Genomic DNA, 17,194 nt, shown 5'->3' with positions numbered 1-17,194 from the left:
ACAAAACAGGAAGCGAGCTATGAGCGTTAACACCTTGATCGAGGGCCCGGTTGCCCGGATTACCCTGAATAACCCGGACAAGCGAAATGCGTTCGACGACAGCATTATTGCCTCGCTGACAGAGGCCTTTGCACAAGCCGGCAACGATGACGCTGTACGCGTGGTGGTGTTGCAGGCCGCCGGCAAGCATTTCTCCGCAGGAGCAGACCTGAACTGGATGCGCGCCATGGGCAAGCTAGATGCGCAACAGAACCGCGACGATGCATTGAAGCTGGCGCGGCTGATGCAGTCTATCGACCAGTGTCCCAAGCCTGTTATCGCCCGGGTTCAGGGCGCAGCCTTTGGCGGTGCTCTGGGCCTGATCTGCGCCGCCGACATGGCGGTGACCGCCGACAATGCCCGCTTCTGCCTCAGCGAAGTGAAGCTGGGCATCGTGCCAGCGGTGATCAGCCCCTATGTGGTGCGGGCTATGGGCGCCCGGCAGGCCAATCGTTATTTCATGACGGCGGAAGTGATCCCCGCCGAGCGGGCCGTAGCGCTGGGCATTGCCCATGAGGTCGTTCCGGAAAGCGAGCTGAACGACAGCGTGGATTCCCTGATCAACGCCCTGCTCGCCGCCGCCCCCCAAGCACAGATCGAAGCCCGCAACCTGATCGCTCGCGTCAGCCACGGCCCCATTGATCAGACCATGCTCGACGACACCGCCGACCTGATCGCCCGGCTGCGAACCGGAGAAGAAGGCCAGGAAGGGCTGAGTGCCTTTCTGGAAAAACGAACACCCAACTGGATCTGATCCACTACCCGTAGGAGCGTCGCTGGCGGCGCGATAAGCCACGACGAAATCGCGCCGCCAGCGACGCTCCTACGGCAGGACAAAGGCAACACCATGGCAACGATAAAAAAACTCCTGATCGCCAACCGAGGCGAAATCGCCCGGCGCATTATCCGCACCTGCCGCCAGCAAGGCATCGCTACCGTGGCGGTCTACTCCGATGTGGATGCCTCCCTGCCCCATGTCCGTGAGGCGGATCAGGCAGTCTGCCTGGGTCCGGCGCCGGCGCGGGAGAGCTATCTGGTGATCGACAAGGTCATCGCCGCCGCCAGAGAAACCGGCGCCGATGCCATTCACCCGGGCTACGGATTCCTTTCCGAGAACACCGCCTTTGCTGCCGCCTGTGAAAACGCGGGTATCATTTTTGTCGGCCCCAATGCCCGAGCCATCGAGGTCATGGGCGACAAGGCCGCTGCCCGACAATTAATGGCGAACAGCGGCGTGCCGGTATTGCCCGGTTTCGATGAGGAAGGCGCCAGTGATGATGACCTGGTTCGCGCCAGCGAACAGGTAGGTTTTCCGCTACTGATCAAGGCTGTAGCCGGTGGTGGCGGCAAGGGCATGCGTGTGGTCAACAGCGCCAGCGAATTCAGTGAAGCGCTGGCAGCGGCACGACGCGAAGCCAGTGGCGCCTTTGGCGATGACCGGGTGCTACTGGAGCGCTATCTGCCAACAGCCCGCCACGTGGAGGTACAGGTATTCGCCGACAATCACGGTAACGCGGTGCATCTGTTCGAGCGGGACTGTTCGGTACAGCGTCGCCACCAGAAAATCATCGAGGAGGCCCCGGCGCCGGGGCTGGACGAGGCCACCCGGAACGCCTTTGGTGACGCCGCTGTTCAGGCGGCCAAGGCCATTGATTACCGCGGTGCGGGTACCGTCGAGTTCCTCTACGGACCCGATGGCCAGTTCTACTTTATGGAAATGAACACTCGCCTGCAGGTAGAACATCCGGTGACGGAAATGATCACCGGTGAAGACCTGGTCGCCTGGCAGCTGGCCGTCGCCGCCGGCGATCCACTGCCCAAAGCGCAGCACCAGATCGAACGTCACGGCCACGCCATGGAAGTGCGCCTGTATGCGGAAGACCCGGAACAGGGCTTCCTGCCCTCCTCCGGCCTGCTGAGCCATCTGCGCTGGCCCCATGAGGTGGCCCGGGTGGATGCCGGATATGAGCATGGCGACCGGGTGGACGATCACTACGATCCCATGATCGCCAAGTTGATCTGCCATGGTGGGTCCCGCCATGAGGCCCGCCAGAAACTGATCACGGCTCTGGACGCCCTGGAGCTGAAAGGCATCCACCACAATGCCCCCTTCCTGCACCGGGTGCTCAACGACGATGCCTTTGCCGATGGCGACCTGGATACCCGTCTTCTGGAACACCGCCCACACCTGCTCGAGGCCACGGTGACCGAACCCGCGCTGCTGGCCCTGGCCGCCAGCCAGGTAATCGCTGCCGACAGCACCAACGACTCCCCCTGGCAAAGTCTGCAAGGCTGGCGCCCCATGGGCCGGCGTTTTCGGCAAACCCTGCTTCAGGTGGATGGCGAGCTGATCACCGTCCGCGAACAGGACGGCGTTGCCTCCGTGGGCGACAAACAGGCGCCCCTTGTTGCGACACGGGATGCCCAGACCATCAACCTGCATTGGGGCACCAACGGTTTGCGCGCACGCCATGCACGCAAAGATGACAGCACCCTGCTGTTGTTCGTGGCCGGACAGGCCCATGAAATCACTCTCAATCCCAGCCGCGACAGTGCCCAACATGACGATGCAGCCGGCTTCATCGCGCCCATGAGTGGCACCATCGTTGCCCTGCATGTGTCCGCGGGCGATGCCGTTGCTGCTGGCGATGCAGTCATTACACTGGAAGCCATGAAAATGGAGCACACCCTGCGCGCAACGGTGCCGGGGACCGTGCATGACTTTTATGTGGCAACCGGAGACAGCGTCAGCGAAGGCACCTTGCTGGTGGAATTTGAAGAGGCCGCTGACGACTGACAGCCGCGGCCTGTGGGCCCGCGCAATGAGCAACCTGATGAAAACCACCGGACACTTGCTGCCGGACACCAGATACTTGGGAGAACAGAATGTCCGCACCGCTTTGGCAACCGGGTGACGCGCAACAGCACAGCCGACTGGCCAGGTTCTGGGAACAGGCCCGCCACCACAGCGGCCAGCCGCTGGCCGACTACAATGCCCTGCATGCCTGGTCAGTGGAGCAGCCGGAGGCGTTCTGGCAACAGGTGTGGGACTTCTGTGGTGTGGTGGGCGAGCCCGGCGATACCGTGCTCACCCGTCGTGATCGTTTCCAGGACACCCACTGGTTTCCCCAGGCTCGCCTGAACTACGCGGAAAATCTGCTGCACCGCAACGACACCCACCCTGCCCTGATCAGCGTGCTGGAGGACGGCACCCGCCGCGAAGTCAGTTACGCTGACCTGCGTGTGGCCGCCGGCAAGGTTGCCGCCCAGTTGCTCGCCGCCGGTGTGAAACCCGGCGACCGGGTCGCCGGCTACATGCCCAACCGGATTGAGACGGTGATCGCCGCCCTGGGCGCGGCCTGGATCGGCGCGGTATGGTCATCCTGCTCGCCGGACTTCGGCGTGTCCGGCGTACTCGATCGCTTCGGGCAGATCGAACCTGCCGTGCTGGTGGCCTGTGACGGTTACCATTACAACGGCAAGTGGATCGATCTTGGGGATCGCATTGATGCCCTGCACGATGCCTTGAAACCGGAGCTGCTGGTGGTAGTGCCCGGCAAAGGCACCAGTACCCCGGTAAGACGGGCATTGATCTGGCAAACCTGGCTGGACAGCGCCGGGCCGGCCCCGGATTTTGCTGCACTGCCGTTCAATCACCCGCTATTCATTCTTTACTCCTCCGGAACCACCGGCCAACCCAAGTGCATCGTGCACGGTGCCGGTGGCACCCTGCTGCAACAGACCAAGGAACTGCAGTTGCACGGGGATGTGGGCCCCGAGGACACCCTGTTCTATTTCACCACCTGCGGCTGGATGATGTGGAACTGGCTGATCTGTGGCCTGCATACCGGGGCCACCCTGGTGCTTTACGACGGCAACCCGGCCTACCCGAACACCGCCCGCTTGTTCGATCTGGTGGATGGCGAAGGCATCACCCATTTCGGCACCAGCGCCAAGTTTATCCAGGCCGTAGAGAAGTCAGGTCTCAAGCCCCGCGACAGCCATGATCTGTCCAGCCTGCGCACCCTCTTTTCCACCGGCTCCCCCTTGCTCCACGAGAGCTACGACTATCTTTATCAGCAGGTAAAACCGGATCTCCTGGTCAGCTCCATTTCCGGGGGAACCGATATCATTTCCTGCTTTGCACTGGGCAATCCGCTGCTGCCGGTCTATCGCGGTGAATTGCAGTGCGCGGGGCTGGGCATGGATGTGGCCGTGTTTGACGACAACGGTGAGCCGCTGGCAGAAAGCAAGGGCGAACTGGTGTGCCGACAGCCCTTCCCTTCCTGCCCGGTAGCATTCTGGAACGACCCGGATGGCAGCCGCTTCCACAAGGCCTACTTTGCCCGTTTCGACGGCGTCTGGGCCCATGGCGACTACGCCCAGCTGGTTCCCCATGAACAGCATACCGGGCTGATCATTCACGGCCGTTCCGATGCGGTACTCAACCCGGGCGGTGTGCGCATCGGCACCGCAGAAATCTACCGCCAGGTGGAAACGCTTGATGAAATCCGCGAGGCCATTGTGGTCGGTCAGGAATGGCAAGGGGATGTGCGTGTTGTACTGTTTGTGGTACTGGCCGATGGCGTCAGTCTTGACGAGGCGTTACAAGCACGAATCCGCAAAGCCATCCGCGAAGGCGCTACCCCACGCCATGTGCCGGCAGTCATTGCCGAAGTGCCGGAAATCCCACGCACAGTGAGCGGCAAGATTGTGGAACTGGCGGTTCGCGAAGTGATCCACGGGCGCCCGGTGACCAACCGCAATGCCCTGGCCAATCCGCAAGCCCTGGAGCACTTCTCCAACCTTCCTGAGCTGGCAAATTGACCACCCGTTTACCGGGCCATTGACGGCCCGGTTTAAAGGCGCATCATGTAAGGTTGTACCGGCCCAGTGATGTAAAAATGAAGAATAATAAATACTTGCCGATATCTACGGTAATAGTTGCCCTGCTGCTGTCGGCAATGTCCGGCTCCCTGCATGCCCAGATCATTACGCTCACCGGCGAGAGCTTCAAAGCACTGCATGGCAAACAGAGCGGTCTGTATTCGTTCTTCGCCATGCAGGATGGCCGACTGGCACCCGTCCCCCACCAGTGGGTGCAGTGGTCGAAGCAGGGTTACCCCTATTTTGAACAGGACGACAGCACCGACCCGGTGGGGGATCCAGCCCGTATCGATGCCGAGGACCGGCTGCTGCTACGTTTCGAGGATGGCGGCCAACCCCTGGACGGTCCGGTCACCGAGCAAGTCGCCGCTGAGCTGGCCGTGGAACAGGCCGGCGAAACCCGCTTTTTCTATCTGGTGAAAAACGCCTATCTGCAGAATACCGACCGCTACGTGCAGTTCGACGCGCAATCCATGACCATCAAAAGCACGGACTACGCCCTGAGTATGGCAGACGGAAATTTGTTCAAATGGAGCGATTTCTACTTCCGCGGCTTTGAGGGTGAAAACGGTGAGAGGCAGAGTATTCTCGATACTCTCAAATTACGGCTCAGTGCGGGCCTGTTCGGCGAAAACAACCGGGTTACCCTGAACAACAACAACCTGGATCCCAAGGTCAAACAGGTGATCAACGGCCCCCTGGCCTCACTGGTCTACGCCTCAACCTCGGTGACCGTGGCCAGGGTTCCTGTTTTGCGTATCAACAACTATTTTCTGGTAATGCCCAAGCAGGTGGAGATACACAGCCGCTTTACCCTGCCGGGCATTGCAGAAACCGTCGTGAAACGGCCCGGACTGGATATCTCCCTGGACGGCAACGGGCTCTATGACAGTCAGCTAATGACCAGTTGGACCGGTAATCATGTGGCCATCACTGATGGGCGACTCTCGGATGCGGAAAACGCCATGCTCGATCAGCCCCTGAAAGGCGACAACTGGATCTGGTTCAGCACTGGTCGGGGCTTCGACCTGCTCGCCCAGCTGGCTTTCCTGAAAGGCTTTGATACCCCTGCCCGCCTGCTCTATCAGGACGATGCGTCACTGGCCAACGAGCCGGAACGATTTGCCGGCCAGCTTCCCAATGTGGGGTTTTCACTGACCGATATTCCGTTTGGCAAAGAGTTTTATTTCGTCACCCGCCTGTACTTCAGCAAGGACAGCCATGGGCTGGCGCCCGGCGACTATGCCAACCAGCAACTGGATAACCCGCACACTCGTCTGAAATTGAAATAGCATGAAAATTGCCACGGACGGCACACCGCGACTTGTCATTAGCGCCATGGGGTTTGTAGAGTGAAGACTCTCCCGGTCAGGCGTTCGTTCATGCAGGCACTGTGTCCCGGTACGCAGCGGAAACAACTCTCCCGGGCCGGCTTTCGTCCTTTCTGGCTGGCAGCTGCCCTTTTGCTCTGGTCGTTGCAGATCTGGGCGTCCCCCCTTCCTGATGACCGCTGTGAACTGATCTATGATCTGGGTGACCCGTCCCTGTTCGAGTTTGTTGAAACCCGTCAGAGTGTGGATTTCGGCCTTTATCAGGGGCGCGCCATTGGCGAGATTCACTACAGGGTGCTGCCCATCTTCAATGAGGACGATCCCGCAGAGAATAATTGGCTGTACCGTGCGGCCAATTTTCTGCATATCGAAACGCGGGAGACGACCCTCGAAAAACAGATGATCGTGAGTCCCGGCGACCCCCTCGACCGGGATCACATCCGTGAGAACGAGCGGCTCTTGCGCCGTAATGATTACCTGGTGGATGCGATGATCGTGCCTCACCGGGTTTGTGCAGATCGTATTGACCTGCTGGTCGTGGTTCGGGATGTCTGGACCTTTTCCCCTTCTGCTTCGGCATCCCGTTCCGGGGGCGATGACAGCACCAGTGCCGGCTTTACCGAGAGCAACCTGCTGGGCACGGGCCAGCGGGTGGCCACCGGCTACTTCGATGATGCCGATCGCAGCGGCCACTTCTTCAGTTACCGCAATCCATTACTGCCTGCCCGGGTGCAGCTGAATCTCAGCTATACCAACGCCAGCGATGGGGAGTCCCTTTCCGGCGGCCTGCTTCGCCCCTTTTATCAACTCAATAGCCGCTGGTCTGCAGGCCTCGATGTGCAACGGGAAAATCTGCTCGAGCGTATCGAGGAGAATGACCAGACCGTGAACCGCTATCGTCTGGAGGACAACCGTTACGACGTCTTTGTGGGTTGGTCCCCCGGGGTTCAGGACAGCGCGGTCAGCCGTTGGCGCCTGGGTATCACCGACGAGGAAGAGCGCTTCAGTGATGTCCCCGGTGAAACCACCTCCCTGCCCGAGGATGAGCGCCGTGTTTACCCCTGGTTATCCTGGGAGTATCAGGAAAACAGGCATCTGGTGGCCTCGAACCTGAATCGCGCCCAGCGCCAGGAAGATATCCGACTGGGCTGGTATCACTTCGTGCGCGTGGGTCATGCCAGCGAATCCCTGGGCAGTAATGCGGAATCGGTGGTTTTCAATCTGAGCACCAGCAATACCCGCTTTGTACGACAGCACCATCTCTTCCGCAGCGGTCTGTCTGCCGGTGGTCGCTATGAGGATGACGACTTTGTCAGCACGCTCTACGGCGGGAGCCTGAATTACTATTATTTCCTGAACCAGAACAATCGCTGGTTTGCCCGGCTCAATCTGGATGCCGGCAGTAATTTGCGGCAGGACGAACAACTGACCATTGGCGGTAACGACAATCTGCGCGGCTATCCCACTGACTACCAACGCGGCGATCGCCGCTGGGTGTTCTCCGTGGAACGCCGCCGATTTACCAACTGGCAGATTTTCAATCTGGCCTATGTGGGCGGTGCCGTTTATGTGGATGCCGGGCAGGCCTGGGAACAGGGCCAACCCCGCGGTAGCACACTGGCCAATGCAGGACTGGGCCTGCGGCTTAGTCCCAGCAAGTTTCGTGTGGATCGGGTGCTACACCTGGATGTGGCGGCACCGCTGGTGGACCAGGATCAGGTGGACGATGTCCAGTTCATTGTGACAGGAAGGGTGGATTTCTAGGTTGCGAGAAGCGAGTTACGAGGAGCGAAAGCCGTATTTTTCGGAACTCGTACCTCGTGACTCGCAACGAGTGACTTTATCCAATCCGTAACATATTCAGATTAACCCGCGCCATTATTGAGACGATGGTACACCTCATCCTTCAATCGAATTCTTTCCCGCTTCAAGCGTTCCATGTCCAAGTCGGCAATGGGGCTTTCACGCATTTCCAGACCCCGAATCTGTTTATCCAGTTTGTCATGATCTGCCACCAACGCACGAAAAGCGGGATCATTGCTCACCAGTTCATCAATCTTCTGGCGCTGATCCGGAAATTCGTGATGGATACTGTGATTCTCTCCCAGCATGGAACTGACTCCTTTGCCGTAACGTTGAGTAACCCGGTAGGAACACCTCTAACCCTCTGACACAAAAAACTGCGCCACTGTTCCCATACATCATTAAATCACCACATTTCCCGATTAGATTCAATCAGACAGGCTCGTAAGATGAAAAGGAGCCTCTGAGTCCGCCCTCATCTGCCCGGTTTGGTCGCCAGCGAAGGAAAACGGCTCTGCCCGTGACGACAAAACACAGCAGCAGCGCCTCCAGATCCTGCCAGGACTTCAGGCCAAAGGCGTGACGCAGAGGATCTCCAAGACACTACGTTGTCACCGGCAGTTCGGTGGTAGTGGGAACCCACACTGCACAAAGGAGGCGTGCACATGGCGTTACCGCAATTACTGACCCGCGACCATTTCCAGGAAGGCCTGATCCAGGCTAGCGAACAGTGCCAGCATCCCGATGCGGGTCTGTTTGGCCCCGGCTCTATCTGCTGGCAACTGATGCGCGAAAACCTCACTTCACTAGCCCAGGGTCGGGTGGCCTTGCTGGCCCTGGCGGACAGCCGGCTGTCCCAGTTACTGGCCAACCCCCACGATCTGGTACAGCGGATTCAGCATACCCAGGTCTTCATGCTGAGGTTGGTGTTTGGCAATCTGGACCAGGCCTTACTGGCACTGGACAGCCCCCGCATGCGGCGCAAAACCTTGTTTGATGTGGAAGACAGCGAAACCCTGCTGTATGCCCTGTCGGCGTGGATGGATTCCTGTCTGCTGGTCTATCAGGAAGTGATTGAGCCGCTGAATTCCGCTCATCAGGAACGGCTGTTCGAGGAAACCATGCTACTGGCCCAGGTCATGGGGATTCCTGAAAACCGGCGCCCTGCGGACTGGCACGCATATCGCCGCTGGTGGCAGCGGCGTCTCAACCATTCCGGGCCGGTCAGTGACCGGCGCCGTCAACTTGGCCATGATCTGATCCGTGAACAGGGCTACCCGGGCCGTCTGCCCTACGGCCAGTATCTGCCGCTGGCATCGTTCCAGATTCCCGAGTTTCTGAGGCAGACATTCCGCCTGCCGCAAACCGGGCTGGACAGCCATCGCGCCTACCAGAAACACCTGAAAAAATTGATGGATATTACCCGCCGTTTGCCACCGCGACTGCGCTACCAGCCCGCCTATCACGAGGCCAGCCAGCGCCTTGGCGGTCGGGCCCGTGCTGACCTCGCCACCCGGCTGCTCAACCGATGGTGGACAGGAGAAAGCGATCTGGTGAACAGCGGCTGGTCGATCCCGAAAGTGGATCGGTTACCCAGCGTGAGTTATTGAGAGACGCAACAGGCTTCACGCTGCAGGCGGCGGATAACCGTTGGAGCTTTGCTTGCAAAGCGAAGGATGAAAGCAACGTCGTTGCTGGAACATTCGCTTTGCAAGCAAAGCTCCAACCGTGGGCGTCTTGCGTGTTGTGGGCCGCCTATTTAAAACCGCGGCTATCCTTGATCATGTCGTAGGCCTTGCTGATTTCCGCTGTCTTGTCCGTGGCCATGCGGATCATCTCTTCCGGCACCCCTTTGGCTGCCAGCTTGTCCGGATGATGCTCACTCATCAGCTTGCGATAGGCCTTTTTGATCTCCTGATTGGACGCCGACTCGGTCACTCCCAGTACCTGGTAAGCCTGCCCCAGCGAGGGCCGTGAGGGTCCCGCAGCGCCCTGCCCGCCCCGATGGGCGCGGCCAGCGCCGGAAAACTGGGCCTGGGCCAGCAGCATATTGAGAATCTGCTGGAACTGGGCACGCGGCACTCCCAGCCCCTCAGCCACCCGCACCAGTATCGCCTCTTCCGCCTGATCAATCTGTCCGTCTGCCAGCGCCACCTGCAACAGTATCTCCAGCAGCACCAGGATAAGCTGCTTGCGGTGTTTTACGGTGTTGGCGAAGTCAGCCACGGTGGCGTCCAGCGGGAAATCCGCCTCCTTGCCACGATTGAACAGGGCGATGGCTTCGCGGCGCTGTTCCTCATTGAGCTGCATGCGGTCCATCACCGCCCGGGCCTGGGCGATTTCATCCTCGCTGACCCGGCCATCCGCCTTGGCCAGATGTCCCATGATGGAAAACACCGTATCAAAAAGGGCTTTCTGGACTTGTGCCTGCTGCGGGCGAACGTTTTGCACCTGGGCCGCGCCCTTGTCGAGCATGTGGCCAACAAACAGGCCGATGCCCAGGCCGATGGGACCACCCACCAGCATCCCGAGCAGACCGAGAATAATCTTGCCGCCCCAGTTAAGTTGCATCATGAATCAGTCAATCCGTGGTCTGAACCAGCCCAGGCTGGTCTTGGTGTCCCGTTGCGGGCGATATTCCGCACTGACCCAGCCCTGATAATCGAGGCCATCAAGATGGGCAAACACCGTATCAAAATGAATTTCGCCGGTTCCCGGTTCATGACGTCCCGGATTGTCGGCGAACTGAATATGTCCTATATGGGGACAAAGTCGTGAAAGGGAACGGCACAGGTCACCCTCCATGATTTGCATGTGGTACAGATCGAACTGCAAACAGATATTGTCCCGCCCTGCTTCGTTGATGGCCGCCATGGCTTTCAGGGAAGTATCCAGAAAGAATCCGGGCATATCCACTTTCGAATTGATCGCTTCCACGGTCAGGATGCGCCCCTGGGCTGCCAAAAGATCAGCGGCAAAACGCAGGTTATCGACCAGGGTCTGAAACGCCACCTCATCAGGCAGGGAGGCAGGTCGAATTCCGGCCAGGCAATTAATCCGCTGGCAATCCAGTGCCTGCGCGTATTCCAGAGCCTGAATGACGCCTTCTCGAAATTCCTCCACCCGGTCTGGCAGGCAGGCAATGCCTCGCTCACCGGCCTGCCAGTCTCCCGGCGGCAGGTTGAACAGTACCTGGGTAAGAGAGTGCGCCTTCAACCTTGCTGCCAGGGTGTCAGCCGGCCAGTCATAGGGAAACAGGAACTCTACCCCCTGAAACCCCGCTTCTGCGGCGGCAGCAAAGCGATCCAGAAACGGCAGCTCAGTGAATAACAGGGACAGGTTGGCAGCAAATCTTGGCATCAGCTTTCCTCGTCAGCGCTGCCAAGTCGGACGCCATTGAGCCGCTCCAGTTCCAGCAACAGGCCGCTATGGTCCACTTCGCCATTGCCGCTGGCCAGCAGGGCCCGGTACTGCTCGAACACACGCTGGCTGAGCGGCAAGGTAAGTCCCTCACTGCGCGCCTCATCAAGGATCATGCGCAGGTCCTTGAGCTGAATCCGGGCCGGTGCCCCGGGGGCAAAATCACGCTGCAGCATGCGCTCGCCATGCTGTTCCAGAATCTTGCTGCCGGCAAAACCACCCAGCAGGGCCTCACGGACTTTTTCCGGTCTTGCTCCACCTTTCGCCGCCAGCAACAGGGCTTCGGAAACCGCCCCGATCGTGATGCCAACGATGGCCTGATTGGCCAGTTTGGCCAGTTGGCCGCTGCCCACGGGGCCGATATGGGTCACTGTCCCCAAAGGCTGAAAGACCGCCGCCGCCCGCACAAAGGTCTCGTCACTCCCCCCCACCATGATCGACAGCGTACCCGCCTGTGCCCCCCGGGTGCCGCCGGACACCGGAGCATCCAGGTACCCACCACCCAGTGCTTCCACCTGGGCCCCATGGCCCCGGGCCAGCCCCGGTTCGATTGAGCTCATGTCAATCACCAGCGCGCCCTGCCGAAGCTGACGAATTGCGCCACTCTGGTAAAGCACCTGATCCACCACCTGGCCACTTTCGAGCATGGTAATGACCACATCCGCGCCGGCGACGGCTTCCGCCGGGCTCGACGCGAGGCGCGCACGACCGGAGAACGCCTGCGCTTTTGCGGGTGTCCGGTTCCAGAGTGTCAGGGAAAAGCCGGCTTCCAACAGGCACGCCACCATGGGCGCCCCCATCAGGCCAACACCAAGAAAACTGATCGCAGGTTGTGACATGGGAAAGCCGATTGACAGAGCACATGGCCAGGGGCTCATGCGACAGAAAAAATCTCGGGAACGCCAAACCTGGCGCTCCTGAATGGACTGGGGGCAATTATTCCTGATTACGGCGGATGTGGCACCCCTGCCAGCTTGTCTATCGTCCTTCCTGCCGGTGGTTGCCTCGCAACCACAACACCACACCGAGCAGTACCGCAAGCACCTGAGCCGCGACACCCTGCACGGTGGGGAAGAATCCCAGCCACTCGATGGTGGGGACACCCAGGTAGTAGGCACTCAATACACCGGCTTCCTGGAGGGCAGCAATACCTCGACCCAGCAGCACCACCGAGAGCACCAGCAACACCAGACTGGTCACCCGGAAGAACAGGCTCAGTGGCAACCTCATGCCAACACGGAAGAACAGGACGCAGACCACTGCCAGAGATGCCACCGCCGCCGCGATACCGTAAAAGAGAAAGGCCTGGGTGGCCGAGGTCACCTGACTCCACAGGGCCTGGTAAAACAGGATGGTCTCGAAGATTTCCCGATACACCGAAATAAAGGCAACGAACGTCAACACCCAGACGGTTCCTCTGCCCAGGGCATCGTCCACCTTGTTGCGGATGTAGCCCAGCCATTTCTGGCTATTGCTGTTGCTGTGCATCCAGAAACCCACGTAAAACAGGATCAACGCCGCGACCACCCCGGCCACCCCTTCGGTCATTTCCCGGGAGGCACCGCTGAAAGTGATCAGGGAGTTGGCCGCATACCAGGTGAGGCCGCCAGCGAGCAACGCCGCCATCCAGCCAAGATGGATATGCCGGGTGGCGTTTGTGGCATTGGCCTTGCGGGTGAACGTGAGCAGAGCCGCCACCACCAACAGGGCTTCCAGACCTTCACGGAACAGAATAAAAAAGCTGGCGGAGAATGTGGCTGCCGGACTGAGGCCGTCACCGGACAGCGCTTCCGCGGCCTCCGCCAGGGAGGTACGGGCTGTCGCCACCCGCTCGCTGACGCGCTCTGCCCCCTGGTTGCGATCAATGGCTTCCCGCACGGCCATGAAATCCGTCTCGGCCCGGCGCATCAGGTCGCCATCCACCGCAGCCAACTGCTGCTCGATCATCTCGAACCCATCCAGATAGGCGGACAACGCCGCACTCCTTGCCCGCTGACGATCACCGTTCGCATACGCCTGCCCGGCCTCTTTCAAACGGACATCACTCAGGGCAATAAAGCGGTTTTGATTGAACAACGCGGATGGCTGCCGACGCAGATAGCCCAGCGCCGCATAGGCCTGCTCACCCTGCTCTTTCAGCACATCTTCCGGAGCCTGCGCTACCAGCGTATCCAGAGAGAGGGAGGTCTTCATGCCGGGAATCCGGTTGAACGCGGTTTTGCCGGTTTCCGCCATCTCATCGCTGACCGCTTTTGCCCCCACGTAGAACGCCAGGGCCCAGCGATCCTCGTCACTGAGGGTGTCGCCGTAGGCGGCCATACCCGTGCCATCTACCCCCTGGGTGATGGTTGTGTGCAGCCCCAGCAGTGAGCGACCGTTGTAGCGAGCCAGGTCGGTAAAATCGGTGGGCGCCGGCTCCATTGCCGCACCCGCGGGACCATCTCCCCGACCTTCCGGGCCATGGCAGGCGGCGCACTGGGTTTGATACAACGTGGCAGCACGATCCAGATCCGGCGCGGCTTTTGGCGACACCGGGATGCCGTAAACTGAAACCAGGGTGGCACGAATGGACTGGGCCAGCGTCTTGATACGGGGCTCTCCCGCCTTGTCGGTCACCGCCTGTTGCAATGCTTCCGCCTGTCTCTGCAGGTCTTGCTTGCCATCCGCATCCGGCAGCTGCGCCACGCCTTCCGCCAACAGGGCCGTGAACTCCTCCATCTCGGCATACTCTTCCGGGCTGACAATTTCGCCTTCCACCACCGCATTGATGTAATCCGCCCCCACGTATTCCACCAACTGCACCAGGGCGGTCTGGTTGCTGGCATAGGCGGGCAGGCAAAGAAACAGAACGGACAGGAGCAGCGCGGGAATACGCACTTTGGCGGGGAAAAAAACCATAAAATGAACCGGGTTCACGATGAAAAGGAGAGGCATTATCATTTAAATACCCCCTGCCATCAACCGCACCACTCCCCCGGAATCCTGTTAACCGATGGTAAAGGCCAGCACCTTGCTGATATGCGCCTGGGGCCAGCCACTTTCCTGCTGCCAGGTATTGAACGCCGCCTGGGCGGCTCGTTGGTCTCGCTGGCTGGCCGGCGGTTTATCGATGATGTTCTGGGCCTTGAGGGCGGCAATCACATCCCCGGTGGGATACCAGGTATCGCGCCCCACCATGCGCAGAAAAGCCGCCCCGGAGTTGCCCCCCAGCTGTTTACCGCGTTTTTTGAGTAGCAGCCACATGCCCACGGTGTCATCGGCGGGCCAATCCGCCAGCCAGTTGCCAACGCTGCCGTACTCCTCCGCCAGGTCCAGCACCAGCTGGGCATTGTGACGGATGGCTTTCATTTTTCCCCAATGACGGATCAGACGCGTGTCCTGCATGCGCTCATCCAGCATGGTGTCGGGCATCAGCACCTGTTTTTCCGGATCAAAGCCGAAAAAGGCCTCCTCGAACGCCGGCCATTTGTTGTCCACCAAAGAGTGCTTGAGGCCGGCCCGGAAAATGCGGCGGGTCAGCGCCGACAGGTAGAAGGCATCATCCCGGCTGCGCAGCAGGCCCGCATCTGCCACGGTCGGCAACTGCCCTTTTACGGTTTTCAGGGAGCCCTTGCGGGTTACCGCCAGGGCCAGCAAATCCTTGAATGGGGTCACGGCCTGCTCCAGTTCCATATCGTTTGTAGTGACTCGATATACAGTAATTTGGGGACATTGTAGAATCAGCCTCTTGGCTCTATCCAATTCAACGGGACCGGCATGACCATCGACCAATACCACGTCAACAAATCCGACAAATTACGCGGCGTATGTTACGACATCCGCGGCCCGGTGCTGCGTGAAGCCCATCGCCTGGAAGACGAAGGTCACCGGGTGATCAAACTGAACATCGGCAACCCGGCCCCATTTGGCTTCGAGGCTCCGGAAGAGCTGCTTCAGGACGTGATCAGCAATCTGCCGGAATCCACCGGCTACTGTCACTCCAAAGGGTTGTTCCCGGCCCGCAAGGCGGTGATGCAGTACACCCAGACCAAAGGCATCGAAGGCGTCACCGTGGATGATGTGATCATCGGCAACGGTGTTTCCGAATTGATCGTCATGTCCATGCAGGCGCTGCTCAACAGCGGTGATGAAGTGTTGTTGCCGGCACCGGACTACCCACTCTGGACCGCGGCCGTGCGCATGTCCGGTGGCACCCCGGTTCACTATCTGTGTGATGAGCAGCAAGACTGGCAACCGTCACTGGAAGATATCCGTGCCAAGGTGAACAAGAACACCAAGGCCCTGGTGATCATCAACCCGAACAATCCCACCGGCGCCAACTACGAACCGGCCATGCTGCAAGAGCTGCTGCAGATTGCCCGGGAAAACAACCTGATCGTGTTTGCCGACGAGATCTACGACAAAATTCTCTACGACGGCGAAGAGCACACCTCGATCGCCTCCATGGCCGACGATCTTCTCTTTATCACCTTCAACGGCCTGTCCAAGAATTATCGCGCCGCCGGTTTCCGCGCCGGCTGGATGGTGATCTCAGGCGCCAAACACCGGGCAGAGAGCTATATCGAAGGCCTGGATATGCTCGCCAGCATGCGCCTGTGTGCCAACGTGCCCAGCCAGCATGCCATCCAGACAGCCCTGGGCGGCTATCAAAGCATTGGCGATCTGGTGCTCCCCACCGGGCGACTGGGACGCCAGCGGGATCTGGCCTGGGAAATGCTCGACTCGATTCCCGGTGTCAGTTGCGTAAAACCCAAATCCGCCCTGTACCTGTTCCCGAAGCTGGATCCGAAGGTCTTCCCGTTTGAAGACGATGAAGCCTTTGCACTGGACCTGCTGCGCGAAGAGAAGGTACTGATTGTCCAGGGCACCGCCTTCAACTGGCCGGAGCCGGATCACTTCCGCGTGGTGTTCCTGCCCCGGGTGGACGACCTGGAAGATTCCATCGGCCGGATTGCACGTTATCTTGATCGGGTACGAAAAAAATAAAAAAACGCCTGTAGGAGCGTCGCTCGCGGCGCGATAATCCAGTAACGAGGTGCGAGTTTCGAGAAGCGAAAATCAAGCTCCCATTTGTTCAGGTTTGGACTTTCTAAACCCGCTGCTCACAACGCGAAACTCTCGTTATCACACCGCCAGCGATACACCTGCAGTTGCCTGGAAGCATTGAACATGTCACACCTGCACATCGACGACTTCAGCCATGATGTTGCCCGCATTCTCATGCAGGCGTATACGAGCTTCCCGCGCCCCGGGGCGTTGTATGTGGAAGATATTATCGGGCCGACGGAAGTGGACGATGTGGGGCTGCACAGCAGCCGACACATGGCTTGCCTGGGCGCCATGTTGTGGCTGGCTGAAGAAGGTTGGCTTCGCTATGAGGCGACCATCTTTCAGGAAGGGATTGAGCAGGCGATACTGACCAACAAGGCTTTCGTAGTGTTGACCGCCATCAGCCAGTTGCGTTTCGACCAACCCGATCCATCTTTGCCCGCCACCGTAAAGCACGAAAAGGCGACACTGGCCGAACAGTTCCTGCAAGCCATTCGTGCCCGGGATTCGGTGCGAACCACAGCGGTGGTCCGCTATCTGCTGTCACGGCAGCCGGAACCGGTTCAGGCCGAAGAGTTCGCCGATCTGCTGAAGCCGGAAGACAACCCGCCCTTCGCCACCGAAGACGGCTTTTAAGCCCCGCCCGTTGCCTATGCGTAGGGTGC

14 protein-coding genes are annotated in these 17,194 nt (G+C 59.7%); 8 read left to right on the top strand and 6 right to left on the bottom strand.

Annotation, left to right across the window (positions count from 1 at the left end; genetic code table 11):
• The first annotated feature begins 19 nt into the window (after positions 1-19).
• From C4S63_RS04160 to C4S63_RS04140, 5 genes are all read left to right on the top strand, one after another.
• Positions 20-793, top strand: coding sequence for an enoyl-CoA hydratase/isomerase family protein (locus C4S63_RS04160; protein ID WP_103916795.1), 774 nt, complete (start codon positions 20-22; stop codon positions 791-793).
• Positions 794-886: 93 nt separating this feature from the next.
• Positions 887-2,836 carry a biotin carboxylase N-terminal domain-containing protein gene (locus C4S63_RS04155; protein WP_103916794.1) on the top strand — a complete coding sequence of 650 codons (1,950 nt, stop codon included), beginning with the start codon at positions 887-889 and terminating at the stop codon, positions 2,834-2,836.
• An 89-nt stretch (positions 2,837-2,925) separates the two neighbouring features.
• Entirely contained in the window at positions 2,926-4,866 is a 1,941-nt protein-coding gene (locus tag C4S63_RS04150) for an acetoacetate--CoA ligase (RefSeq protein WP_103916793.1), read from the top strand.
• A gap of 77 nt (positions 4,867-4,943) precedes the next feature.
• Positions 4,944-6,218 carry a hypothetical protein gene (locus C4S63_RS04145; protein ID WP_234999928.1) on the top strand — a complete coding sequence of 425 codons (1,275 nt, stop codon included), beginning with the start codon at positions 4,944-4,946 and terminating at the stop codon, positions 6,216-6,218.
• Between the two features lie 90 nt (positions 6,219-6,308).
• Complete coding sequence (locus C4S63_RS04140) at positions 6,309-8,021, top strand: ShlB/FhaC/HecB family hemolysin secretion/activation protein (RefSeq protein WP_062817221.1); 1,713 nt, start codon at positions 6,309-6,311, stop codon at positions 8,019-8,021.
• 101 nt (positions 8,022-8,122) lie between these two features.
• On the opposite strand, the gene C4S63_RS04135 is transcribed toward C4S63_RS04140, so the two are convergent.
• Positions 8,123-8,368 (bottom strand): YdcH family protein, encoded by a 246-nt coding sequence (locus C4S63_RS04135; protein ID WP_062817220.1) that lies wholly within the window; start codon positions 8,366-8,368, stop codon positions 8,123-8,125.
• A gap of 357 nt (positions 8,369-8,725) precedes the next feature.
• Here C4S63_RS04135 and C4S63_RS04130 point away from each other — a divergent pair, with 357 nt between their 5' ends.
• Positions 8,726-9,670 (top strand): oxygenase MpaB family protein, encoded by a 945-nt coding sequence (locus C4S63_RS04130; protein ID WP_062817219.1) that lies wholly within the window; start codon positions 8,726-8,728, stop codon positions 9,668-9,670.
• Positions 9,671-9,815: 145 nt separating this feature from the next.
• Here the strand turns inward: C4S63_RS04130 and djlA are convergent, their stop codons facing one another.
• From djlA to C4S63_RS04105, 5 genes are all read right to left on the bottom strand, one after another.
• Positions 9,816-10,634, bottom strand: a complete 819-nt coding sequence (gene djlA / locus C4S63_RS04125; RefSeq protein ID WP_234999927.1) for a co-chaperone DjlA — start codon at positions 10,632-10,634, stop codon at positions 9,816-9,818.
• A 3-nt stretch (positions 10,635-10,637) separates the two neighbouring features.
• Positions 10,638-11,420, bottom strand: a complete 783-nt coding sequence (gene hyi, locus C4S63_RS04120; RefSeq protein WP_103916791.1) for a hydroxypyruvate isomerase — start codon at positions 11,418-11,420, stop codon at positions 10,638-10,640.
• Positions 11,420-12,319 (bottom strand): NAD(P)-dependent oxidoreductase, encoded by a 900-nt coding sequence (locus C4S63_RS04115; RefSeq protein WP_103916790.1) that lies wholly within the window; start codon positions 12,317-12,319, stop codon positions 11,420-11,422. Before C4S63_RS04115 ends, hyi begins: the two co-directional genes overlap by 1 nt.
• Positions 12,320-12,458: 139 nt before the next feature.
• Entirely contained in the window at positions 12,459-14,420 is a 1,962-nt protein-coding gene (locus tag C4S63_RS04110; protein ID WP_234999926.1) for an FTR1 family protein, read from the bottom strand.
• A 45-nt stretch (positions 14,421-14,465) separates the two neighbouring features.
• The gene (locus tag C4S63_RS04105; protein ID WP_103917047.1) at positions 14,466-15,134 is read right to left on the bottom strand and encodes a DNA-3-methyladenine glycosylase I; all 669 of its coding nucleotides are present in this window, start codon (positions 15,132-15,134) and stop codon (positions 14,466-14,468) included.
• A gap of 102 nt (positions 15,135-15,236) precedes the next feature.
• On the opposite strand from C4S63_RS04105, the gene C4S63_RS04100 reads away from it, so the two are divergent.
• Complete coding sequence (locus C4S63_RS04100) at positions 15,237-16,466, top strand: pyridoxal phosphate-dependent aminotransferase (protein ID WP_063509034.1); 1,230 nt, start codon at positions 15,237-15,239, stop codon at positions 16,464-16,466.
• Between the two features lie 183 nt (positions 16,467-16,649).
• Positions 16,650-17,165: a hypothetical protein gene (locus C4S63_RS04095; protein ID WP_103916788.1), complete on the top strand. Its 516-nt coding sequence runs from the start codon at positions 16,650-16,652 to the stop codon at positions 17,163-17,165.
• Positions 17,166-17,194: the final 29 nt, after the last annotated feature.

The organism is Alcanivorax sp. DSM 26293 (assembly GCF_900107995.1).
In the GTDB taxonomy this organism is placed as follows: Bacteria; Pseudomonadota; Gammaproteobacteria; order Pseudomonadales; family Alcanivoracaceae; genus Alcanivorax.
The sequence above is the reverse complement of the archived record's forward strand: the minus strand, read 5'-3'. Positions and strand labels throughout refer to the sequence as shown.